Here is a 23,882-nt window from a genome sequence, read left to right on the forward strand (position 1 = left end):
TTTCATCTACAGCAAAAAACCGTACAAAAGTACGGTTTTTGCTGTAGTAGTAGATTTCTATTTCATAAGATTAACAAAATACTTCTTCTTGCTTATGTGTTAATTCAATTTCGAAGCCCAAATCCTCAAGCATGCGATAATCATTATTCGCTTCTTGTCCAGCTGTTGTTAAATAATCTCCTACAAAAATGCTATTAGCTGCATAGAGACCAAGTGGCTGAAGTGAGCCTAAATTAATTTCACGACCACCCGAAATACGGATTTCCTTTGTCGGATTGATGTAGCGGAACAACGCTAAAACCTTTAAACAATAGCGTGGGTTTAAATCCTTTGTCCCTTCTAGCTTTGTTCCATCAATTGCATTTAGAAAGTTTACAGGAATAGAATCAGCGTCCAATTGATGGAGAGCGCGTGCAATATTGACGACATCCTCTTTTGTTTCCTTCATCCCAATAATGGCACCTGAGCAAGGTGAAATGCCATGCCTTTTCACGATCTCTACCGTATTAACACGATCCTCATAAGTATGTGAGGTCGTGATGAAGGAATGATGACGTTCCGATGTATTTAAATTATGATTGTAGCGATCCACACCCGCTTCCTTTAATTGCTGTGCCTGTTCTTCTTTAAGTAAGCCAAGACAGGCACAAACCTTCAAGCCATACTTTTCTTTTATTTCAGCAACCGCCTCACTCACGACATTGACATCCTTACGTGTTGGCCCACGACCACTGGCTACAATACAATACGTCCCAATCTTATTGTCAAATGCTCGTTTTGCACCCGCTAAAATTTCCTCTTTTGTAATAAAGGGATATTTTTCAATAGGAGCCGTCGATTTAGAGGACTGGGAGCAATAACCACAATCCTCAGGGCAATAACCGCTTTTGGCGTTCATAATCATATTCAATTTTACTTTTTTACCATAATAATGACGACGAATTGCAAAAGCACCATCCATAAGCTGTAATAGCTCATCATCCTCACTATTTAATATGACGAGTGCCTCTTCATTGCTAATAACCTTCCCAGCAATTACTTCTTGTGCTAATTGGTAATAATTCATATTACATTCTCCCCCTCTACGTGTGAAAATTTCTCATTTCTTGCTGACTGAAATACTTTATACAAGCGCTCAGCTAATAGCGCAGATGTAATAGCTAAGCAAAAATCAGCGACAATACTACTTAAAAAGCCGACAACAAACACATGGGACCAGCTTGACTTCATATCTAACCAGAAATTTAATGCTACATACAAATAAGGTACAGCCACAGCATAAATAATAACCAGCCCAAAAATGGTTGCTGCGATAAAATGCTTTTTCGTCGGGGTCTCAATCCTTTCAATGATGAACCCAATCACATAGGCGGCTAGGGCAAAGCCAATCAAATAACCAAAAGTTGGCTGTAAGACATATGTGATACCACCACCCTGTGTAAAAACAGGTAAGCCTACTAAGCCCACACCGATATAGACAAGTTGACTATAAAAACCATTCCGACTACCCAATAAACAGCCTGCTAAAAATACAAAAACAATTTGTAATGTAAAGGGTACGACAGGCAATGGAATTTTAACAAAAGCACCGATTGCTGTTAGAGCAGCAAACATGGCAATCATAACAAGCGCTAATGTTTGATGTCGCTTACCCAACCTTAGCCCCCCTGTCCTGGAAAAATTGTTCGATTGTCTCTTTCGTTGTATGAATCATAAATGACATTTCCTCTTCAGAAATAATATAAGGTGGCATAAAATACAGAACATTGCCGAGCGGCCTGATGAGTAAGCCTTTCGTTAAAGCCCGTTGATAAATTTGATAGCCGATACGCTCCTCACTGGCGAACGCTTCCTTTGTCCGCCGGCTTTTCACTAGTTCAATCGCCCCCACTAAACCAACTTGTCGGTATTCACCCACATAAGGCATATCACAAAAAGCCTCCATGGCTAACGCTCGCATGTATTGTCCCTTGTGCTGAATCATCTCCATCACTTGTTCCTCTTGAAACATTGTTAACACTTCCAGTGCCACACGACAGGCCAATGTATTGCCTGAATAGCTATGCGAATGTAAAAAAGCCTTCATTGTTCCGTAATCATCATAAAAAGCGTCATAGATTTGCTGCGTCGTTAAGACAACAGATAAAGGTAAGTAACCACCAGTTAGCCCCTTTGATAAACACATAAAATCTGGCATGATATCCGCCTGTTCACAGGCAAACAATGTACCTGTCCGACCGAACCCTACAGCAATTTCATCTGCTATGAAGTGCACATCATAGTGTGAGCACAATGCCCGTAAGCGCTGTAAATAGACAGGCGGGTACATTTTCATACCTGCTGCAGCCTGAATTAATGGTTCAATAATAACTGCCGTGATTTCCTCATGATGAGCTTGAAGTTGTTCCTCGACAAATTGACTACATGGTGCCTTACAGCTTGCTGGGTCTTCCTGAAATGGACAGCGGAAGCAATCTGGCCCTTTGGCACGCACCGTATCTAATAACAGAGGCTGGTAAACTTCATTGTAAAGCCCTACCCCTCCCACAGATAAAGCACCAATGGTTTCTCCGTGATAGGCATCCGTCAAGGCTAGAAAGCGCTTTTTTGTTGGTTTCCCTGTCTGCATATGGTATTGAAAGCTCATTTTCAATGCGACTTCTATAGCAGATGAGCCATTATCGGCAAAAAAGACTTTATGTAATCCCTGTGGTGCTAGCGCGGTTAATTTTTCAGCCAATTGTATAGCTGGTTCATGTGTAAAATTAGCAAAGATCGTATGCTCCAATGTAAATGCTTGCTCACTTAAAGCCTGGCTAATACGCGGATTGGCATGCCCAAATAAATTAACCCACCAAGATGAGACAGCATCCAAATAACGCTGATCATGTTCGTCATAAAGCCACACACCTTGCCCCTTTTTTATGACGATTGGTGGAAATGCTTCATAGTCCTTCATTTGCGAGCATGGATGCCAAACATGACGTAAATCTCTTACCTGTAAATCAGTTAATGCTTGTTTCATAGTTAAATAGCCTTTCAAACAGTGTGGTGTGTGTGATGGCATAATCCATTAGCTGTGACAAATTTTGTAGCTGTGGAATAATTGCATAGGGTAAGGGATGGTACTGTAAAATCGTTTGTATATTATCTTGCTCCATACTGCTGCCCGTGTCCCCATTAAACACCATGCCAAGAACGTCAACTTGACGAGAGCGCAATGCCTCTATTGTTAATAATGTGTGATTGATCGTCCCTAGGGATGTCCTTGTAACAAGCACTACTGGCAGCTTGCTACTCACGATGACATCAAGCAGCGTCATTCCATTGGGGGCAGTAAGCGGAACAAAAAGCCCACCCGCTCCCTCACATATCACAACATCATAGGATGCTTGTAATAATTGAATACGCAATAATAGCTCATTGGCATCAATTTGCTGCCCCTCCAGTTGCGCAGCAAAATGTGGCGATGCAGCTTCTCTAAATGAATAGCTATTAAGATGCTCTTGTTGAAGCTTTTGTAAGGAATACTTTTCATACATGGCTGTATCATAATAATAGCCACGACCATTTTCGTATACCTCTCCTGTTTGCACAGGCTTGTATGGTGAAACTTTCAAGCCTTGTTTTTGTAAATGACACATCAACATGGTGGTGACAATTGTTTTCCCAACATCCGTATCTGTACCGACAACCCAAAAATGTTGCATTGTTAACCTCCCTCTTTTAAGTTAACCATTAACACTATTTAAGTTAACACATATATTTTTGTTTTGTAAATGCTATTTCTATATTTTTCTGAATACACTATTTTTGTTAATAAAAACAGCAAACTTTGTATTAAATTAAGAAAACGCTACACTCCCACCATTTAAGGCAAGAATCTAGCGTTCATTGATAGTTATGATAATAATCTCTCAAAATGATTTCATAGTCTGTTGGTTTCCCCTGTCCTTTATAAGCAATCGGCAATACTTGCACTAAGCGCCAACCTTGCTTAGCGTATTCTTCGATTGTTTTCCGATAGGTAGATTCCTGAAAAAAGCTACCTAATTGTGTTTGTACAAATTTATACGCATACATTGACTCACCCCCTGTAAATCTTTACGTAACTGCTGAGTCAAGGTTTCAATAATTAGTAGGTTCTCGCTTTTGAATATTATGATTATTTTAAAGGATTTTAATCTTCACTCGTAGTATTAAACTACATGGGGGTGGTAGTATGTTTGGCATTTTTAAAGAACCAGCGAAGATCATCGATACATATGAACAAGTGCATTCAATTTTAAAATCATTACTTACCTATGAACTAAGAGAATTACCAAATCGTTATGAATTTTGGTATCGTGTGGCCATTCGTCAGGAGGAGTTTCGAACATTACAGGCAGAGCATCGTGCAAAAATTTCAATGACTTCTGCCGTAGGACGTTTTCATCAAACACAATATGAAGTGTTGTCACAGAAATTAGCAAAGTTTGAACGCCTATCCGATATTTATAAACTATTTTGTATTGAAGAAGAACGAGAGCTATTAAACCATCGTCTCTCTTTTCATCAAGAAACGATTGCTGCTATCTATGACCATGTTCAACATAAAGAGCTTTATATGTACAGTGATAGTGTTCAACAGCAATTTTGGGAGGCCATCCGTGATGATCTACTCCATGCTATCGCACACCTAGATTAATTTTTTAGAGACTTCATTTTCTCATGGGAAATAGAAGTCTCTATTTATTTTGTAAACTCGCATGATTATTTTGACTAGGGCTATGAGGGATTCTAAAATCATTCGACTTCTAAGTCTTCTAATTCCCAACCTAGACAAAAGTTGGTATATTTGAAATAGGAAGGTGATAGATATGTCGAACGAGAAAATTTTAATAGTGGAAGATGATATAGATATTATGGAGGTTTTATCACTCACACTAGCAAATGCTAACTATAGTGTATTAAAGGCGTCATCTCTATCCAGTGGCTGGCACCTCGCTGTCACGCAGCAGCCAGATTTAATCTTGTTAGATGTTAATCTACCAGATGGAACAGGCTTCGAGTTAGCCAAAAGAATCCGGGATGTGTCGGATGTCATTATCATTTTTGTGACCGTCAATCATCTAATTGAACAGAAGCTTGAGGGCTTTGAGGTGGGGGCAGATGATTATTTGACAAAGCCATTTATTCCAAAAGAATTATTGGCCCGTATCCAAGCAAATTTAAAACGGAGAAACCCATCAAAGAAAAGTAATATTGTACATATTGATAATTTGTCCATACATTTAGATGAGAAAAATGTTTATAAGGATGGACAGCTTTTAAATTTATTTACGAAGGAGAAGCTGCTCCTCTTTTTTCTAATTGAGCATGCGAATCAAGTGATTAGTGTTGATCAACTCATTGATCATGTTTGGGGCTATGACGGTGTCACTGATTTGAAAACTGTATCTGTCCATATTAGTACGCTTCGTCGTAAAATTGAAGATATTCCCTCAAAGCCGAAATGGATTCAAACAGTGAGAGGTTTTGGCTACCAATTCGTCTATAAAAAAGAGAGTGGTGAGAAGTAAGAAAACACTCACCACCCCTTCTTAATTTTTTACCAATACCTTAACTAGTGGTAATGTAAAGCTAAATATGCTTCCTTCATTTTCAAGACTTTCAACAAAAATCTCACCATTATGCTGGTGAACAATATGTTTACAGATCGCTAAGCCAATGCCGTGCGAATGTGCTTCATGGATGTTAGTTGCACGATAATAGCTATCAAAAATAAAGGGAAGTTCACTCTCAGCAATTCCAATGCCACTATCTGCTATCGAACAAATCAAGTGCTTGTCCTCTACATGGATGGACACTTGAATTCCACCATTTGATGTATATTTCATTGCATTGGTCATGATATTTTCAATCACTTGATTGATTCGCGTTTTATCAATCAGTAACTGGGCTTCTTCATGACCATAAAAGTGCGCACTGTATGTTAATCCTGATTGTTTTACTTCATCCTCATAACGGGTTGCCATTTGTAAAAATTCCTTCGCCTTTACCTCTGTAAAAGAAAATTCTGCTCTACCAGCTTCTAGATTTGCTAAATCAAACAAATCTTGTATTAAGCTATTTAATGATAGTAGCCTTTCTTTGCTTCGTATTAAATATTTCTTTCTGGCTACTGGGTCAACTATCACGCCCTCTAGCATTAGTTCTATATACCCTAATGTAGAGGTTAGCGGTGAGCGTAATTCATGGGAAATACTATGCAAAAGTTTTTTACGTTCCAGTTCATTTTTTTCTAAACGTTCATTCATTTTTATCAAATGCCGATTCGTCTCATCTAGCTCCCTAGTACGCAACTGAACACGTTTTTCTAAATCTCCATATATTTTTGCATTTTCAAAAGAAACGGCAATTTGAGCAGCGATCACTTTCAATAGCTGAACATGAGATGGATGGAAGGCATTCGTCATTAAGGTATTTTCAAAATACAATATCGAAATAATTTTATTTTGATGGATAATTGGTAGGCAAAGAATAGATTTAGCCGTTGAATAGGAGAAAAAAGGATGCTGTGGTTTTTGTGCATTGTCGATAATCACATGCTCTTTACTATTATAAACATAGCGTATAATCGATTGCATATTCGCATTAAAATTCTCCATACTTTGTTGATCATACATCGTAAATGTTTTTTCCGCAGCTTCTGCCTTTGCTAACACCAATAATTCCTGCTGCTGTTTATGAATGAAATAGCCACTATTTGCCCCCACGTGCTTTAACAGGGAAAACAATATTTTATACAGTAATTCTTCCATACGGATGGCTGTTGCAAAAGATTGAGTCGTCTCAAAAACCGTCATCATATCAAACGAGAGTGATTCTCTGCTCTGATTTTCCAGTTTGCGATGCACTTGATAATCTCTCGCCCATCTTCTAGCAACTGTTTCTGCTCCCCAAGTTTCAATATTTTGAATACCATTTAGTATATAATGCCTTGCCGTTTTCTTTTGCTGTTTTGCGAGATAATAGTTTGCAGCTCGTTCATATGCTAGTGCTGAATCCTGGACAAAACCATTCATACTTGCTAATCGTATTGCTCGGTCATAATAGAGTTCTGCCTCATTGTCGTTGTTGTGTAAACGGTAATTCTCTGCCATTAATAAAGCATAGAGATGCTCATAGTTTTCTGGAGAATAAGCAGCCCATTTCTTAAATTTTTTGAGGCTTTGACGTATATCCGTTAAAAACAACCTCTGCTCTTGTACCTGACAATTTTGACTATGCAGAAAGTGAAATTGCCACATGGCTCGATAAAAATAATAGACCGTGGTGATTGGTAATGTATAAGTGTCCTTACTTAGCTTCTTTAATTCAACCAGAATCGCTTTCCCTTGTTTTTCATCAGCTAATAAAAAGGACATTTGTAAACGTACTGAATAATGCATGATTTTAATAGCTGGCTGATCCTGTATTGTGATAGGACAAGCCCAATGTACAGGATGGTGAGGATAGCGGAGGATATTCATCCATCTCCCCATTTCGGCTAAAAAGTCAATCGAAAGGGTACTTGCATGAATAGAAAATTCCTCTTGTTGTCGTCTAATTTCTTGTTGTAAATCCTCTAGGGCACCCCCCTGAATAAGTCGTATCGTGACAATAAAACATGAAGCTGAGGATACTAAATGATATAAGCCGAGCTCCTGGCTTTTTGCTTGAGCCTCGTTAATATATTGAATACTGGTTTCATAGGGCTCTGTCCAATGGCTGATAAACACGCCATACACATAATAAGTATGGCCCTTGATATATATGCTTTCTTGGTTATCGGCAACAATGATGGCAAGTTTGCCAAACCGAGTGGCTTCTTTTATATTGGTAAAGCCTGCATTTAAAAGCAAAGCATAGTTAATCAATACCATGCCGCTTTTCGATGTAGTGCCATACTTCAACTGTAAACGCAGCCCTTTCATTAAAAGAATACCTGTTAAGTTAGGGTTTAATAGGAAAGCACTTGCCGTCATATTAATAATTAAATGAATCAAAATATCAATTTCTTTACTATTCGTTGGTGGATGCTGCAACAAGTCTTGGTCAGACATATGTCGCAATGCCCATTTCAACAATAGATACTCTTTTAGAAGCTGTGACTTTTTAGGATAAGCTGAAATTTTAAGATTCGCAACTTGAAAACCTGCCAAGCCTGCTTCTAGACCAATAATAGGGTTATCGGACTCAATGTATAATACCGTTTTCAAATTGTTAATCATCAGTTTTTCTAATTTTGTCTCTGCATGATGCAAAGCCTCTGTTAAATGCCTTTCCGATTGTTCGTAGTGGCCAGTTAAATATTCACATTCACCTAAATTTGCATATAATTTAACCGACTGCTCTCTCCTAGTCTCCCAATGATCAGGCGTCAATAGTTCTTTACTAGTTGTAAAAAATTTTAGCGCATTATCAAAGAGCCCTATTCTTTTAGCCTCAATACCGAGTTGATAATTCCAGATAGCCAACTTTTGCTTTTCTTCCCCAGTCAATAAGTGTCGACTGTAATTGAAATGCATGACGATTTCGCTTAATCGATCATGATCTGCAGCTATTTGAGAGTCATCTGTTAAAAGCTGGCCAATTTGATAATGAAATTTTGCACGCAATTGCCCTGATAATTCCTGATAAGCTACTTGTTGAATACGATCATGGACAAATCGAAATTTGGTAGAAAATGTATGCAAAATACCTTCATGCTCTAATGTACTTGCCCATTTATAATGGGCATCTAATGGAATAATAAAGCCATTTTCAACAAGTGTTTCCAGGTGTTTTAATAACGCTTGAGCTGATAAGGACACCAGCTTTAAGACATCTGTAAATTCAAAGCGCTGACCAAAGCATGCAGCAATTCGTAAAATCTCATGGGCTTCTGCTGTTAAATTAGCCATTCTAGTTTCAATAAAGGCAAGTAGCTCGTTATTTAAACGCGATAAATTAAATTTCTTACGATTAAACTCCCATTCTTTTGTTGTTGCATTAAAATAAATCGTGTTATCTTGCTGGAGTGAACGAAACACTTCTTTCACAAATAACGGATTTCCTTTGGTCAAATTAAATAATTGCTTGGCGATGATCTGTATGGTATGTGGCTTTGCATGGAAAGACGCCTCTAACCATTGTTGAACATGTTGCTCCTGAAGCAAGGGTAAATGGATATGATGACCGTTCGAAAAACTAGGGGTTCTTTGTTGATTTTCCTCCTCAGCGCTGTCCTTATTCACCCGGAATGTACCAATCATCATAAAGTATCCTGCTCGGTGCTGCTCAAAAATTTGGGTCATAATTTCAATCGTACTTTGATTCGCCCAATGCAAATCATCTACAAACCATATAACTGGTTTCTTCTGCATAGCAAATGTTAATAAAATTTTTTGAATCGATATAAACGTATAGGAATGGAGCTGTTTTGTATTTTGGCGCACTTCTTTTTGAAAGTGTACTTCCTCCTTCACAAACCATTTGAGTTCAGGTAATAGATGGATAAGTTCATCTGTCACAACTAATTTAACCTCTTGAAATAATTTTTTCCATAAATGGACAGACCTTTCCCCTTCCATATAAATAAATTTCAATAAGCTCCTTAAAGGATGGATGACAATGGAATAATCATTTTCTAGTTGCAATTGCTCATACTTAGTCGTAATAAAATAGCCCTTTGCGGCCGCAATTTCACCCTTTAGTTCTTGAACTAACTTGGATTTTCCATACCCTGCTTGTCCTGATATAGTAACCATCTTTTTGTCACCTTTTGCAACCTGACGAAAAATAGAGGAAAGCTCTGCGAATTGCGATTCTCTCCCATACAGCTTAGTAGACAGTCCCATATTCAGATGCAAATCCTGTTCACCAAGCAGGAAATTTTCAAGCGGTTCGTTTACTAAAAGTTTCTGTTGGATATGTAGTAAATCCTCTCTCAAACCAATGGCACTTTGATAACGATCAGCTGGATTTTTAGCTAATAGCTTTTCAATAATTTCCCAAAGCAAAGAGTGATAGCGACTGTCTATACTCACCAATGCTTCTGGTTTTTTGGTGATGATTTCATAAATCAAATCGACGGCATCGTTTGCTTGAAAAGGCAATTGCCCCCCCAATATTTCGTAAAAAATGATGCCCAGTGCATATAAATCTGTCCGATAGTCTACCTCTAAATGAAGTCTGCCCGTTTGCTCAGGTGCATAATAGGGTAGCTGTTCTAGTCGTTCATAGGGATTTTCAATCACAACTGGAGATTCTACATCATATTTTGTACTAAATTCAGAGCTTAATAGTTTTATTTTTAAAGAATTAGGATTGATTAAGATTTGATTAGGATGTAGGTGTAGGTAAAGTAAACCACTTTGTTGCATTTTCATACAAATATTGACAAGGTCAATCGCAATCTGCAAAAATTGATGCAAAGAAATCAAGTTATTACTGAATTGCTTTAAGGGGACTCCATTAAAATTTTCATAGATGATCGCATATTGATCATCTATATAATCAATAGCAATTGGCTTTAATAACCAAGGATTTTGCTCATTCGAAAACAAAGAAAATTCATATTGTAGTTTGGCTCTTGTCTCTGCTGAATTATGATGAACACTTTTTACCAGTACCAGATTGTTAAATTTCTTCATATACATTCTTTGTAGATGCCAATCTTGACTAGACTGTAAAAGAATACAATCATTCACACACAAACCCTCCTCTTCAATGCTAGTTGTTTATTATCTTTGTAACCGCTTTATATTTTTGCAACGCTACCTTTATATTTATTTGTTTAATTGATTGTCCAGCAAAGCTAAAAACGAGACTCTCTAACTTCTTTGGTGTAATATGATAGAGCTCCAATTTTCGGTTTGTACCAATTAATGGGTTATATTCCTCTTCAAATGAACAGATGACAGTCGCTTCACAATAGTCTGCGATTCGCAATAACTCCTCTTTGCTTGTTGTAGTGTCTATCATAATAGGACAGATTCCCTTTACATAAAAAACACCTTCTAGTAAAAGTAAAGGAATACTTGCTCGTAGATTTTGATCGACTAGAAAGATGGCAGAGCTTTTTGTTTTCGTATCTTTTCGTAAATGGAATATAGCCTTGTTTAATAACCCTCTTAACTTTACTCGTACATTTTCTAACATTACTTGTTCTTTGAGCACATCAAAGATTTGGTATACGGGGATATAAATTTTTGTGATGCATTCAGAAATGGTGTGTTGCTCAACTAGCTTATTATAATATTTCTCCATTAAATGCGCTTCGCCTTTTATTAAATACTCAGAAAATTTTCGGAACAACTGATCCGGTGTTTCTACATAATATGTAATAAGCTTCTCAATTTTTATTTGAAGATTTACTGGTAACGCAAAAATTGTATTCGAATCTAATCTTCTAACCGTAGGAAGAAGCGGGAACATAAGATTGACATGTTCTACTAAAGCATGCGTTCCATCTGACAAAAGGACAATGGACTTTTCTGGATAGATACCAATAAAATCAACAAATTTAGCCAAAAGCTTTTCGTCTAATAAATGCTTTTCTTTATAGATAGTAGCTATAGCTTCTGCAGCCCCTATTTCCTGTTTATAGGGGCGATTCATCGTGATAGCCGAGTAGATATCAATCAGCTGTAGTAATAATACTACCTTTGGAATCTCTTTTCCTGCTAATCCATCTGGATAACCAGAGCCATCGATCCGTTCATGATGTAATTTTGCCAAAAAGGCAATGGATTCAAGTCCAAGTTCCTTTAATAGGTCATAGCCAAGCTGTGTATGCTTCTGCATGATAGTAAATTCTTCCACAGTTAGTTTCTCCTCTTTCGATAAAATTTCATGTGGAATATTTAATTTACCAATATCATGAAATAAAAAGCCTAATGCATAGTGCTCTAAATGAGAAATACCTTCTTTTTTCGCAAATAATGTACCAAGTGTAAATACGTCAAGCGCATGCATATAAGTATATTCATCATATTTTTTTAGTGTCTGCAATAGCCTTCGATAGCTTAGATTCTCCATATACGTTTCAAATAAATCTCGCACAAATACGATATCAGCCATATTTTTTAAAGCATGACCATATCGTCTCTCCGTACTCAATGCTGCTAGTGCTTGCAGAAATTTAGGCATTTCATCCCATTCACTACTTACCAAAGAATTTTGTTGCGGTTGTACTGTAATAGACTGTATTTGATTAACCTCTTTGTCTATTGGCACTTCAATATATACATGTTGAACATTACGGTTTTTTAATAATGTAATAATACGTGCTGTTAATACACTTCCCTTTTTCATTAGCATACGATTTTCAACATATAAATCTTTCCCTAAAACAAAGCCTTCCTGTAATTCAGCAATCTTTCTTGGAACTACCTTCAAAATAAACACTCCTTCTATTTTAGTACATTAAAACTATAAAATCCGAAGGTTAAAATTAGGTTAAATAGTATTCATCACTTTTACTAATACAGGATAAAATAATCATATTATAACGAATCACTAGGTCCTTTGTTGTTAAAATGCAATCTCCAAGCTAAGTAAATTGAATATTTTATTAAACTATAAGGAATGGATTTCTCCCTTTCCTAACAGATGAGATGATAATCAGAAGTAAAGACTTTTTATCCAGAAAGCATTGCTAAAAATCAATCAATAAAAAAATAGTCAATGTTTTGATCACAAAACATTGACTATTTCATGTTGTTAAATTAAGTTGATGTCAACGGCAGAAAAAGCAACTTTGCAAGGTGAGAGGTTGATTTCCTTTTCCGCAAGCGTCCGATATGCCGCTCCACTCACGTCCATTCGCTCCAAGGACTCCTCTGTGACGCTGGCTCCATTACAATCAGCCATTCTGCACAAGTGTTATTTTTATAGAGAAGTAATGCGTGACAAACCTCTCCATAAAGAGTCGCGAACACTTTACTTTATTTGAAAACCAGGGCAATATTTTTATGGGGTGAAGTGGAAGGCTACTTGACTCCCATAGGAAAACAAGTAGCCTGCAACGGAAATCCATTTCTACCTTTCAATTGACTATTTTGTTTTTTATCACTAAGAAATAGTCAATGATGTTGGCTCATTGCCATTCCTTGTACAAGCATTTGTCTAAATTCTTGAGCCTGGTCTGCTTTAATGGCTATGTGACTATAGCGCTTCTTGATTCCTAGCATAAACGTTACTTCCACAGGCTCTTTCATTTTCAAAATAAAATGCGGATAGGTCTCACCAAAATCACGTGCTATAAAGTCTATCGTATCTTTTGATAATTTTCCCTTTAGTTGCTCCTTGTCTTCGATGATTTCAGCAATATGATCAAAACGAATTTCAGTACGTTTCATTAATCCCAGAGATAAGTACAATGTATCATTTGTGACATAAACAGGATTTAGGCGAATAGCCTGCATATCCGCAAGAAAGAAGATTACTGAATAAATATTGAAAACAAGCAACACAACGGCAAGTATTATGGATTTTTCATGTAGCCACCAATGAATACCGATCGTTTCAATTGCAATCCCATGAATAATCATGAGCTGAAAAGCGATATAGCTGGAATTTTTATGCAAAGTTAAGCCTTGTCGTTCTTGTCTTTTCCAACTCGCGAAACCATAATAAAGCACTAATAAATCGGCACAGATCATCTGAATAACTGGGTGCTTGGGTGCATGTTTTTCTACAGCCTTAGAAAATGAAAAGAGGTCTGGTAAAGAGCTTTTACGCACTTCTCCTAGGATTTTTGGCAGGTATCGTACAAGTGTTGCCACTAGTATAATTTCTAATAGAATAATAGACCCTTCAATCGCAAATCCAGCCCATGTTACTGCCACATATGGCTGAAGGTGCTCCATAGGAATGATCAAACGTGCAGCAATACAGCCTGCTGCGGCTAATAGGATGGCTTGCTTGAACGAAAATTTACCTTTATAAAGCATAAATAGCACAGGCACCACCACAATACAATCAATCAATGAACCCATAACAACACCATTTGTTTCGATAGGTAAAATAGATGTGCCAAATCCTGTGTTATAGAGTGTATAGTTACTCGCTAACACCACTAATAATAAGGCCAGCCATATATTTTGCTTACTTTTTAAGACCACCATTCACTACGCCCCCTCTCTACTATTAATTTTACTTTATGCCAAATGGTTCATCTTGTATAGAATTTGCGTATAAAAGATGTTCCTATTTCCATTCACGTTCAATTATTTTTCACACTTAAAAACTTCTTACGATAAACATGTGGCGGGTAGCCAGTGTATTCTTTAAACTTTTCAATATAATAACTGACAGTACTAAAGCCTGTATCAACAGCTATTTCTGTTATCGATAGCTCATTACCTTTCAATAATTCTATGCTTTTGCGCAATCGATATTGGCATAAATAGGTAAATGGTGTCATGCCCACTATTTTCTTAAAAAAACGACTACATTCAGCGCGACTTATATACACATGGCTAGCTAAATCTTCTAATGCTATTTTCCGCTGATAATGTGCGTGTAAAAAATCTAGCATAGCCTTTGCTCGTTCATGCTGCACAATAGTGGCAGAATCCATTATTTGTTCTGTCAACAAGGATTGGGTTAGCATGGATTCCCAAATAAATAGAAGCTCTCTCCGTACCTTTAGCTCAAAAAAAGCAGCTTGCTCTCGCATTAATTCCGCAATCGTTGCTACCTTCTGTGCTAACTCTCCTGTTAGTTTGACATAAGGTATTCGATTTCTTGTAATATACGGTTCTACATATTTTGAGAAAAAGATACTGCCCTCATGCCCCCCCATTAACTTTGGATCTACATTCACACAATAAACGGTCGCTTGTTCAATTTGATAAGGCTTTGCTTCATGTAAACCTGAGGCATTAATAAAGAGTCCCTCGCCTTGCTTCAATACAAAAACGTCCGTCCCCACTCGATACTGTGCACATCCATTTTTTATAAAAACAAATTGTATTTCTTTATGCCAATGGAGAGGTAGAAAATCCATGCTTTCTAATCGCATAATCGTTTCATATAAGGCAACTGGAAATTCCTTTGTTCCATGCAATGTTAACTCCTGTAAATCCTTGGAAACTTTAATATGTGTTAGCGGCATCTATAACACCTCAATATATTGATATTTTATTGGATTAAATCGATATTTATTTCCACTTAATCACTTTATAATCATCTTATATTGATAGTTTAGGAGATGTAAACAGATGAATCAAATTATCCAAAATAAACGTACACGGGGCTTTCTACTAGTTATTCTTGGAGCAAGTTTCTGGGGAATCGGAGGGACCGTTGCCCAACGACTATTTCAGCAAGACAATTTAGAGGTCGGCTGGCTTGTTTCTAGTCGTTTACTTTTAGCAGGTCTGCTACTAATAGCTATTTATAAAATAACCCATCGGCATGAATCCATTTTCGTCATGTGGCGCACAAAGCAAAATGCTTTTAGACAAATTTTATTTAGCTTACTCGGCATGCTTGCTGTCCAATACACCTATATGATGTCAATCGCTATTGGTAATTCAGCTGTCGCCACATTATTGCAATATTTAGCACCACTGTTTATCATGGCTTATTATTTTCTAACGAGGCAAAGTCCATTGACAAAGCAGGATGGTATAGCTGTGTCACTTACACTTGTGGGGACCTTTTTATTATTAACAAACGGTTCTTTTTCAACATTGTCCGTTCCTTTTATGGCTGTGTTGTGGGGTATCTTATCTGGTCTCTCTGTTGCATTTTATACCATTTATGCCGTTCCACTTTTACAGCAATTCCATTCATTATTAGTTGTCGGCTGGTCAATGATCATCGGCGGTATAGTAATGAGTATAGCTCACCCACCATGGGCTATCGATCTATCAGATTGGACATTTTCAACCACTGCCTATTTTCTCTTTATTGTTATTTTTGGGACAATGCTCGCTTTTTGGTTTTATATTGCTAGCTTGCACTATCTTTCACCAAAGGAGTCGAGCCTACTAGGTAGTCTTGAACCATTAATGGCTGTCATCACAAGTGTTTGGTGGTTAAAAATTGCTTTTGGCGGCTATCAGTTTATTGGTACATTGCTAATTCTACTTATGATTTTATATCTCACAGTATTTCAGAAAAAGCAGCCTTGAAAACAGAAAATTAAGAGATTTATGATTTTAATAGTCAATACCTCCTATTACCGAGATAGTAATATATGAATTTATACATAAAATTTACATATTTCATCTATCTTTTCTCCTTATTTGTCTACTATACTGAACATAATAACAGATATAAGGAGGTATTTTATGGATAAAAAAGTTATTTTTTTCGAGGTGGAAGGCGGCACAGATAAAGGGCCAGATGGCTATCGCCCAGATACAATGCCAATGGTGGAAGCGCTAAAGCAACGTGGACAGGATGCAGAGGTACTCTTCTTTGATATCACAAAAAAGCAGGAAATCTTTCACTACGTGAAGGAACATGGTGTTGCCTATGTATCTCGCATTAACCCAGGCAACTTACAGCATGAGGAAGAGTACTTTGCTATGCTACGAGAGCTATGCCAAGCTGGCGTTATAGGCATGCCACATCCAGACGCGATGATTAGCTATGGCTCAAAAGATGTATTATCAAAACTGACGACAACAAATTTAGTACCTGACGATACATTTGCCTACTACACAATCGAAGCATTTAAAACACAATTCCCTACTTCCTTAGCCTTAACAGAGCGTGTTTTGAAGCAAAATCGTGGTTCAACGGGAGAAGGTATTTGGCGTGTAAAATTGGTGGAACCGCTAGCAGAGGGTATCACTGAAGTGCCACTTGATACACAAATCAAATGTACTGAAGCAAAAGATAATCATGTAGAATATTGGCAGCTTGGCGACTTTATGACATTTTGTGAGCAGTATATTACAGGAACGAATGGTATGTTAATCGATATGCGCTTTCTTCCAAGGATTACAGAAGGCGAAATCCGCTTATTCATGTTGCGCGATCATCCCGTACACGTCGTACATAAAAAACCAGCTGCTACCGAGGATGCCTTTAGTGCAACTCTATTCTCTGGCGCTCAATACCGCTATGACAAACCTGAAGACTGGCAAGAGCTGGTACAAAACTTTTTAAAGCAGCTCCCTCAAGTAACAAACCTACTAGGCAATTATGATTTACCGCTAATCTGGACGGCTGACTTTATGCTAGACACCAATGAAGTCGGAGAAGATTGCTATATTTTAGGTGAGATGAATTGTTCTTGTGTTGGCTTTACTTCAGAACTAGCATTAGCGCATGAAGTAGCAGAAGAAATTTTAGCCTGTATAAAAGAGCATACTGAGGCTATTGCGCAATAAAAAAAGTGCGATCTTTAGGGATCGCACTTTTCATATATAAATCTTAATTCCTTGTATAAATTCATAGATAAAATAACAAGCAAAACCAATTAATAAGAAGCCTGCGACAATTGTAAATGTCCGAATCATCTTCCGATTCATAGCTTTACGAGTAACCGAGACAATGGTGAGCAGACCGATATCGTGGAGTAAAATTCCACTTAATACACCAGCAGCAATAATTAAAAAGCTCGATGATTCCCCTTGTCCATATGATTTTGCTAGCACTACACCAAATACGTTGACCCAAAAAACAAGATTACCTGGGGAAACAGCCACTAGTAAGCCGTTAAAATAAGAGGCAAAAAACGATTTGGTTACTTTTTCTCCTGCCAATGTAATATCATGGTCAGCGTTCTTGATAGAATCATAGCCTAACAAGAATAAAAAGCCCGCTCCAATAATCCACATAGGTAGTTGAATCAAAGGCATAGCCAAGATGGAGGCTAGTCCCATATACAAAGCAAAAACCAATACAATATCAATGGTCATGCCACCAAGCCCAACTGCCCAGCCGTGCATAAAACCATTTTTGAGTCCTTGCTTTGTCATTTCTACTGTAATAGCTCCTACAGGCATGGCAATGGCAAGTCCTACCAATACATACGCTACATATAAACTCAAAAAAACACTTCTTTCATGTCATCGATAAGCTTCATACGTCCGTTTAGGGTTTCACTATAGCATAATTATACTTAAAAGGAAATAATTATTAATAGTTTCATGTCTTTTTACCTGTTAGAGCATTTGCTTTTTCCATTGCGCTAACAAATCTTTTGACTTCTCCAAATCCAATTTCAATGTGACTTGCTTAGCTGTACAACGTTTTTTAGCTTTCTCCCATGCTTCTTCCAAGGCAGGTAAATAGCTTAAATTTTTTGTCGCTGCTACTAGCTGGAAAAATATATTACCTTGTATATAGTGCCAACGAGGATTCATTCCATCTAGGAGAATTGCTTCTTCAATCAGTCTTAATGCCAAATAAGGGCTACCTTCGTGACGATTTAAAAACTGTGCAAATGCTCCCCAATACAATGCCTTATTAGGCTGCAATTTGATTGCCTCCGCATACTGCACTGATGCCTTGTCCTGTTCTTTTGCAAGGACATAATATTCCGCCATTGTATAATAGGCGTTAGCCTGCGCCTCTATAGGCCCTGCTAAAAGTTCATCGACCACTTTACCAAATTGCTCATCATCCTGACTACCTATATAAGCTGCAAGAACATCTCGTTCTGGATACGAGCCATCTGTACGTTCCACACTTTGCTTTACTTTGTCGTCAGTAGGCTGAGGCATATTTGCATACCCATTTGCCTCTAGCATTGCCACATGCTGCTGAATGACTTGATAAGCCTCTTCTTCGATCGCTGTATCATTGCCCAATATTTCTTTAGCTAGTTGATAACTTTCCTTTACTTGACCACTCAAAAATAGGTCATTGACTTGTTGTACTTGCTCGTTCATTTGTTTTACCACCATTAAAATCCTCACCTTCGCAAAAGAAAAATCTTATTGCTAGTTTACCATTTAAGAAGTATAAGCAAAAGCCAACATGTCCCAATCTTTTTATTATTCTTTTAATTTAAACGCTTTTACATGCTGTTCGAGTGTGTGTGCCATATGATTTGTTTCATTAGAGCCTTGTGCCACCTCATCAATGCTTGCAGTTGTTTGCTGTGCTGCGACGGTAATCATATTCATCGTTTCTTCTATATCACGAATAGATTCTGTTAATTGTTGAATCATTTGCACTATACGTGCAGATTTTTCGTTTTCAGCGGTCATAGCATTAGAAATGGTAATCATTTCTTCTACTGTTGCAGCCACTGCTGTCGAAATATTTCCTAAAGATTGTGCTGTTAGACGCACTGTCTCTGTTCCTTTTTCAATATATTGCGTATTATCATTCGTAGATGACATGACCTGCTGAACATGCTTCATTATATCCTGAATAAGCTGTTCAACTTGCAATACTTCTTGATTAGATTGTTCAGCAAGCTTCCGTACTTCCTCAGCGACAATAGCAAAGCCTTTGCCTTGCTCCCCTGCTCTAGCCGCTTCAATGGAAGCATTTAGTGCTAGCAAATTTGTTTGTGATGCGATGTTCGCAATAGACGTAGTAATCGTTTGAATTTTTGTTGCAGATGTAACCAAGTTTTCTACTGTTTGTTGTACCTCACCCGATCCGCTGTGGATTAATGCCATATCATTGCTTATATCTTTTGCTAGTCGCTCACCCTCTGTTGCTAATGCCATCGTTTGTCGAGCATTATCAGCACTGTTATTGGCATTACTTTGAATCAATTGAAGGTCCTGCGCTAAAGAAGTAAGAACATCTGTCGCATTTTCAGCATGGTGCATCCCTGCCGTTACGGCACTTGTTACCTCTTCGATATTATTGGCGACACCTTGAATGGTATTGCTCATATCGTTCAAGGTGGAAGCGGTTTCATCCGCGTTGTTTGTTAGCGTATTAGAAGTGGAACGCATCGTCATAATCATATTTTGTAAATTGGCTGTCATTCGATTTAATGTGTTCGCTAAATCCGCTACTTCATCTTTACTGTTAATTTTTGTTTCAGGTACAGCTAAATTACCATTGGCAATTTCTTTCGCCTGCTGAATCAGCACACTAATCGGTCTTACTTTACGACGGATTAAAAAGCCTGTAATGATGGAAGCGATTAGCATAGGGAAAATACTAATTAAAATCCCATTTCGTACAACATCCCATGTTCGCTCCTTAACAATATTGGCATCAAAGTCAATGACACTAATGGCAATAATTTCTTTACTGGAATCATGGTCTTTAAAAATAGGGGCATAGCCAGATAAACGGTCCATCCCTGCAAAGGTATAGGGCTGTGAGTATGTCGGATGCTTATGTGTAAGCAACATGTCAATAGCTTCTTCGTCTAAATAAAATTGATCACCAGGTGCATAGCCTTTCTCAGCCAAATGATCATCAAGTGCTATTAATGTGCCATCCAATGATAGTATATATTGTGTTTGGAAAATATCTTTATGACCGGTTGTCCAGTTCAAATCGTTCCCGATGCTTTCCTGTACAGCCTTGTCGCCTTGAATGGCCTTGTCCAATTGTTGAGGATTGATCAAACCTGTCGTAATATTGGCACAGCCATAGGCCTCAACACCAGCAGCATCATAAAGTTTATTGTAAGCAGTTATGTATGTAGCGAACGAAGTAATCCCTAGCATCACCACTAAAATACCAGCGATAATCGTCCCAAGTTGAAAAGTTAATGAATTGCGTAATTTCACGATCCATCCTCTCCCCTTTCTTGTAATAATCTATGAATATTCCTTTTGTTTTTCATCATACTACAAAAAGATGTATTAAAAAAGCATCTTTAATTATTCTAGTAAGATAAAACATTGGATAAAAGTTCTGAATTGTGCGATAATTGAAGTTAATTATCTTGAATCTTGAGCATTACCAATTCATCTAATAGGAGGGCTTGCTATGAACAAACGCTTTCATCTTATATCGATTGTGACAGGAAACTTGTTAACAATAGGGGCCATTTTTATTTATGCCATGCAAAGTCAAGTGGATGTAGCCCTCAGTACGTATGCTCTTGTGATGGGTTTTTTTAGTACTTTGCTTGTGGTTTTCTTCTATATATGGGGGGAAGAAAAACAACAAGTATCCAATCGTTTTCTGAAATAATATGTCTCATTTGCCATTACAAAGATAAAGGTAGCAAGTTTATTGTGGTTCCTTCCCTTTCTATATGCAAGGGATTTTTTTATGTAAAGGTCGGTAGAAATGATTTAGTAGCGTGGATCAAAAAGCAAATCGGAAGAGATACTAGAGTGTAGGAAGAATGGAGATTAAACCTTACAAATTATGTGGGTCTATACAACAGCTATTTCAAATATGGCTTCTTAGATTTATTCACGATTCCCTTCTTTTCCGAGGCATTCCCCTCCGTATACGTCTAATTGTTGTAGAAAAATAAAATTTTTTGTAGAAAATTTTAAAACAATGATTGAGTAGTATATCAATTTTCTGTATAATCAGCTTGTTTGACAATACTTTATATGAACTTGGGGGTAGACAATTGGGTAAAGCATTGATTATCGGAGCTGGCGGTGTTGCCAGTGTTGTGGTACACAAGTGTGTTCAAAATTCGGACGTATTTGAGGAAATTTGTATCGCAAGTAGAACTGTTTCAAAATGTGACGCTCTAAAAGAAAAACTAGACGGCGGAAAAACAAAAATTCATACTGCACAGGTAGACGCGGACAATACAGAAGAGGTGATTGAGCTTATTAAAGCTTTCGGCCCAGATGTAGTGATTAACGTAGCCCTACCTTATCAGGACTTAACGATTATGGATGCTTGCTTAGCGACAGGTGTGCACTATGTGGATACTGCAAACTACGAGCCACCTGAAACGGCAAAATTTGAATATAAATGGCAATGGGCTTATAAAGAGAAGTTTGAAAAAGCTGGCTTAACTGCATTACTTGGAAGCGGTTTTGACCCAGGTGTAACAGGCGTTTTCACAGCTCATGCACAAAAACATGAATTTGATGAAATCCACTATATCGATATCGTGGATGCCAATGCGGGAGATCATGGTTATCATTTCGCAACAAACTTCAACCCAGAAATTAACATTCGTGAAATTACAGCGAATGGTCGTTACTGGAAAGAAGGCGAGTGGATTGAAACAGCACCACTTGAGAAAAAAGAAGTGTATAACCTACCTGAAATCGGACCAAAAGATATTTACCTTCTATACCATGAAGAGCTTGAATCACTTGCAAAAAATATCAAAGGTTTAAAACAAATCCGCTTCTGGATGACGTTCTCTGAAAAATACTTAACACACTTAAAAGTATTAGAAAACGTAGGTATGACATCAATTGAGCCAATCGAATTTGAAGGACAAATGATTCAACCAATCCACTTCCTTAAAGCGGTATTACCAGACCCAGCTTCACTTGGACCACGTACAAAAGGTAAAACAAACATCGGTTGTATCATTCGCGGTCTAAAAGATGGCAAAGAAAAAACGTACTATGTGTACAATGTATGTGACCACGAAGAGTGCTACAACGAGGTTGGTTCACAAGCGATTTCATACACAACTGGCGTTCCAGCTATGATCGGTGCAATGCTTGTGATGAACGGTGAATGGCGTAAACCAGGTGTATGGAATGTGGAAGATTTCAATCCAGATCCATTCATGGATGCACTAAATAAATGGGGCCTACCATGGCAAGAAAGCCATAACCCAGAATTATTAGACCTTGATTTAGATGCAAAGGAAATAAGCCGATGAAACCAATTGATTTTTCAAAAGTTCCATCCCCTTCCTATGTAGTGGATGAGCGATTATTAACAAAGAATCTTGAGCTTTTAAAATCAATTCAAGAGCGTACAGGCTGCCGCATTTTATTAGCCCTTAAAGGCTTCTCAATGCATTCAACATTCCCTTTAGTCGGGGAATATTTAGCAGGCATTACAGCAAGCTCACTGCATGAGGCACGACTTGGCTATGAAAAAATGGGCAAGGAAGTGCATGTTTATGCTCCTGCTTATATTGAGCATGAAATGGACGAGCTTCTAGGCTATGTGGATCACATCGTCTTTAACTCATTTAACCAATGGGCACAGTACAAGGACAGAGTAAAATCTGCTGGTAAAACAATTGAATGTGGTATTCGTGTGAATCCTGAGTACTCTGAAATTGAAACAGCCCTTTATGATCCTTGCTACACAAACTCTCGCCTTGGTACAACATTGGCTAACTTTGATAAATCACAGCTTGACGGTATTGATGGCTTACACTTCCATGCGATGTGTGAACAAAATTCTGATACATTAGAGCGTATTATTGAAGTAGTTGAGGAAAAATTTGGTGATGTGTTACACCAAATGAAATGGTTAAACTTCGGTGGCGGTCACCATATTACGCGTGATGATTATGATGTAGAAAAACTTGTGAACATCATTAATTATATTCAAGAAAAGTATAACCTGCTTGTTTATCTTGAGCCTGGTGAAGCAGTAGCCCTTAATACAGGCTACTTAGTAGCAACCGTGCTTGATATTCAAGAAAATGGGATGGATCTTGCTATTTTAGATACATCAGCAACATGTCACATGCCTGATGTACTTGAAATGCCTTACCGTCCAATGATTATTGGTTCTGGACAAGCAAATGAATTAGCACACACATATCGCTTAGGCGGACTAACATGTCTAGCTGGTGATGTGATTGGTGATTATTCGTTTGAACAGCCATTAAAACCAGGTGATCGTCTTGTATTCACAGATATGGCTCATTATTCAATGGTGAAAAACCATATGTTTAACGGTGTCAACTTACCATCTATCGTTTCGTATAACGATGAAGAAGGCATTAAAGTGATCCGTGAGTTTAAATTTGAAGACTACAGTGGTCGTCTGTCTTAATAGCAATAGAAAAGCCCTTCCAGTTTTAC

General features: G+C 37.7%; 19 protein-coding genes. 7 read left to right on the forward strand and 12 right to left on the reverse strand.

Translation table 11 applies throughout. From position 1 onward, the window contains the following. Nucleotides 1-70: 70 nt before the first annotated feature. The 5 genes from bioB to MHB39_RS14195 form a co-directional block, all read right to left on the reverse strand. Entirely contained in the window at nucleotides 71-1,066 is a 996-nt protein-coding gene (gene bioB / locus MHB39_RS14175; RefSeq protein WP_342544244.1) for a biotin synthase BioB, read from the reverse strand. Further along, nucleotides 1,063-1,656, reverse strand: a complete 594-nt coding sequence (locus MHB39_RS14180) for a biotin transporter BioY (protein ID WP_342544246.1) — start codon at nucleotides 1,654-1,656, stop codon at nucleotides 1,063-1,065. The genes bioB and MHB39_RS14180 overlap by 4 nt, the downstream gene beginning before the upstream one ends. Beyond that, nucleotides 1,649-3,025, reverse strand: coding sequence for an adenosylmethionine--8-amino-7-oxononanoate transaminase (gene bioA, locus MHB39_RS14185; RefSeq protein WP_258859927.1), 1,377 nt, complete (start codon nucleotides 3,023-3,025; stop codon nucleotides 1,649-1,651). Before bioA ends, MHB39_RS14180 begins: the two co-directional genes overlap by 8 nt. After that, complete coding sequence (bioD, locus tag MHB39_RS14190) at nucleotides 3,006-3,710, reverse strand: dethiobiotin synthase (protein ID WP_258859926.1); 705 nt, start codon at nucleotides 3,708-3,710, stop codon at nucleotides 3,006-3,008. The genes bioA and bioD overlap by 20 nt, the downstream gene beginning before the upstream one ends. Nucleotides 3,711-3,891: 181 nt before the next feature. Continuing rightward, nucleotides 3,892-4,083, reverse strand: coding sequence for a DUF4177 domain-containing protein (locus MHB39_RS14195; RefSeq protein ID WP_342544250.1), 192 nt, complete (start codon nucleotides 4,081-4,083; stop codon nucleotides 3,892-3,894). A gap of 139 nt (nucleotides 4,084-4,222) precedes the next feature. Between MHB39_RS14195 and MHB39_RS14200 the strand changes: the two genes are divergently transcribed. After that, nucleotides 4,223-4,687 carry a hypothetical protein gene (locus MHB39_RS14200; protein ID WP_342544251.1) on the forward strand — a complete coding sequence of 155 codons (465 nt, stop codon included), beginning with the start codon at nucleotides 4,223-4,225 and terminating at the stop codon, nucleotides 4,685-4,687. A gap of 172 nt (nucleotides 4,688-4,859) precedes the next feature. Next, nucleotides 4,860-5,561, forward strand: coding sequence for a response regulator transcription factor (locus tag MHB39_RS14205; protein WP_016993859.1), 702 nt, complete (start codon nucleotides 4,860-4,862; stop codon nucleotides 5,559-5,561). A gap of 21 nt (nucleotides 5,562-5,582) precedes the next feature. Here the strand turns inward: MHB39_RS14205 and MHB39_RS14210 are convergent, their stop codons facing one another. The 4 genes from MHB39_RS14210 to MHB39_RS14225 form a co-directional block, all read right to left on the reverse strand. Beyond that, the gene (locus MHB39_RS14210) at nucleotides 5,583-10,715 is read right to left on the reverse strand and encodes an ATP-binding protein (protein WP_342544255.1); all 5,133 of its coding nucleotides are present in this window, start codon (nucleotides 10,713-10,715) and stop codon (nucleotides 5,583-5,585) included. 22 nt (nucleotides 10,716-10,737) lie between these two features. After that, complete coding sequence (locus MHB39_RS14215; protein ID WP_342544257.1) at nucleotides 10,738-12,405, reverse strand: HD domain-containing phosphohydrolase; 1,668 nt, start codon at nucleotides 12,403-12,405, stop codon at nucleotides 10,738-10,740. 686 nt (nucleotides 12,406-13,091) lie between these two features. Continuing rightward, the gene (locus MHB39_RS14220) at nucleotides 13,092-14,135 is read right to left on the reverse strand and encodes a beta-carotene 15,15'-monooxygenase (RefSeq protein ID WP_342544259.1); all 1,044 of its coding nucleotides are present in this window, start codon (nucleotides 14,133-14,135) and stop codon (nucleotides 13,092-13,094) included. Nucleotides 14,136-14,233: 98 nt separating this feature from the next. Beyond that, nucleotides 14,234-15,127: an AraC family transcriptional regulator gene (locus MHB39_RS14225; RefSeq protein WP_342544261.1), complete on the reverse strand. Its 894-nt coding sequence runs from the start codon at nucleotides 15,125-15,127 to the stop codon at nucleotides 14,234-14,236. 106 nt (nucleotides 15,128-15,233) lie between these two features. Here MHB39_RS14225 and MHB39_RS14230 point away from each other — a divergent pair, with 106 nt between their 5' ends. Together MHB39_RS14230 and MHB39_RS14235 are read left to right on the forward strand one after the other, a co-directional pair. Beyond that, entirely contained in the window at nucleotides 15,234-16,151 is a 918-nt protein-coding gene (locus MHB39_RS14230) for a DMT family transporter (protein WP_016993867.1), read from the forward strand. Between the two features lie 159 nt (nucleotides 16,152-16,310). Beyond that, a complete protein-coding gene (locus MHB39_RS14235) occupies nucleotides 16,311-17,360 on the forward strand; it encodes a Cj0069 family protein (RefSeq protein WP_342544263.1) in 1,050 nt (349 codons plus the stop codon). Between the two features lie 30 nt (nucleotides 17,361-17,390). On the opposite strand, the gene MHB39_RS14240 is transcribed toward MHB39_RS14235, so the two are convergent. From MHB39_RS14240 to MHB39_RS14250, 3 genes are all read right to left on the reverse strand, one after another. Next, a complete protein-coding gene (locus MHB39_RS14240) occupies nucleotides 17,391-18,023 on the reverse strand; it encodes a LysE family transporter (protein WP_016993869.1) in 633 nt (210 codons plus the stop codon). A gap of 114 nt (nucleotides 18,024-18,137) precedes the next feature. After that, nucleotides 18,138-18,881, reverse strand: a complete 744-nt coding sequence (locus MHB39_RS14245) for a hypothetical protein (RefSeq protein ID WP_016993870.1) — start codon at nucleotides 18,879-18,881, stop codon at nucleotides 18,138-18,140. 90 nt (nucleotides 18,882-18,971) lie between these two features. Beyond that, complete coding sequence (locus tag MHB39_RS14250; RefSeq protein WP_342544266.1) at nucleotides 18,972-20,684, reverse strand: methyl-accepting chemotaxis protein; 1,713 nt, start codon at nucleotides 20,682-20,684, stop codon at nucleotides 18,972-18,974. Nucleotides 20,685-20,886: 202 nt separating this feature from the next. Here MHB39_RS14250 and MHB39_RS14255 point away from each other — a divergent pair, with 202 nt between their 5' ends. The 3 genes from MHB39_RS14255 to nspC all read left to right on the forward strand — a co-directional run bounded on the left by MHB39_RS14255 (nucleotide 20,887) and on the right by nspC (nucleotide 23,853). Continuing rightward, complete coding sequence (locus tag MHB39_RS14255; protein ID WP_016993871.1) at nucleotides 20,887-21,093, forward strand: hypothetical protein; 207 nt, start codon at nucleotides 20,887-20,889, stop codon at nucleotides 21,091-21,093. A 394-nt stretch (nucleotides 21,094-21,487) separates the two neighbouring features. Next, entirely contained in the window at nucleotides 21,488-22,717 is a 1,230-nt protein-coding gene (locus tag MHB39_RS14260; RefSeq protein ID WP_036076596.1) for a saccharopine dehydrogenase family protein, read from the forward strand. After that, nucleotides 22,714-23,853 (forward strand): carboxynorspermidine decarboxylase, encoded by a 1,140-nt coding sequence (gene nspC, locus MHB39_RS14265; RefSeq protein WP_016993872.1) that lies wholly within the window; start codon nucleotides 22,714-22,716, stop codon nucleotides 23,851-23,853. The genes MHB39_RS14260 and nspC overlap by 4 nt, the downstream gene beginning before the upstream one ends. The last annotated feature ends 29 nt before the right edge of the window (nucleotides 23,854-23,882 follow it).

Source organism: Lysinibacillus sp. FSL K6-4013, assembly GCF_038630435.1.
Taxonomy (GTDB): Bacteria; Bacillota; Bacilli; order Bacillales_A; family Planococcaceae; genus Lysinibacillus; species Lysinibacillus boronitolerans.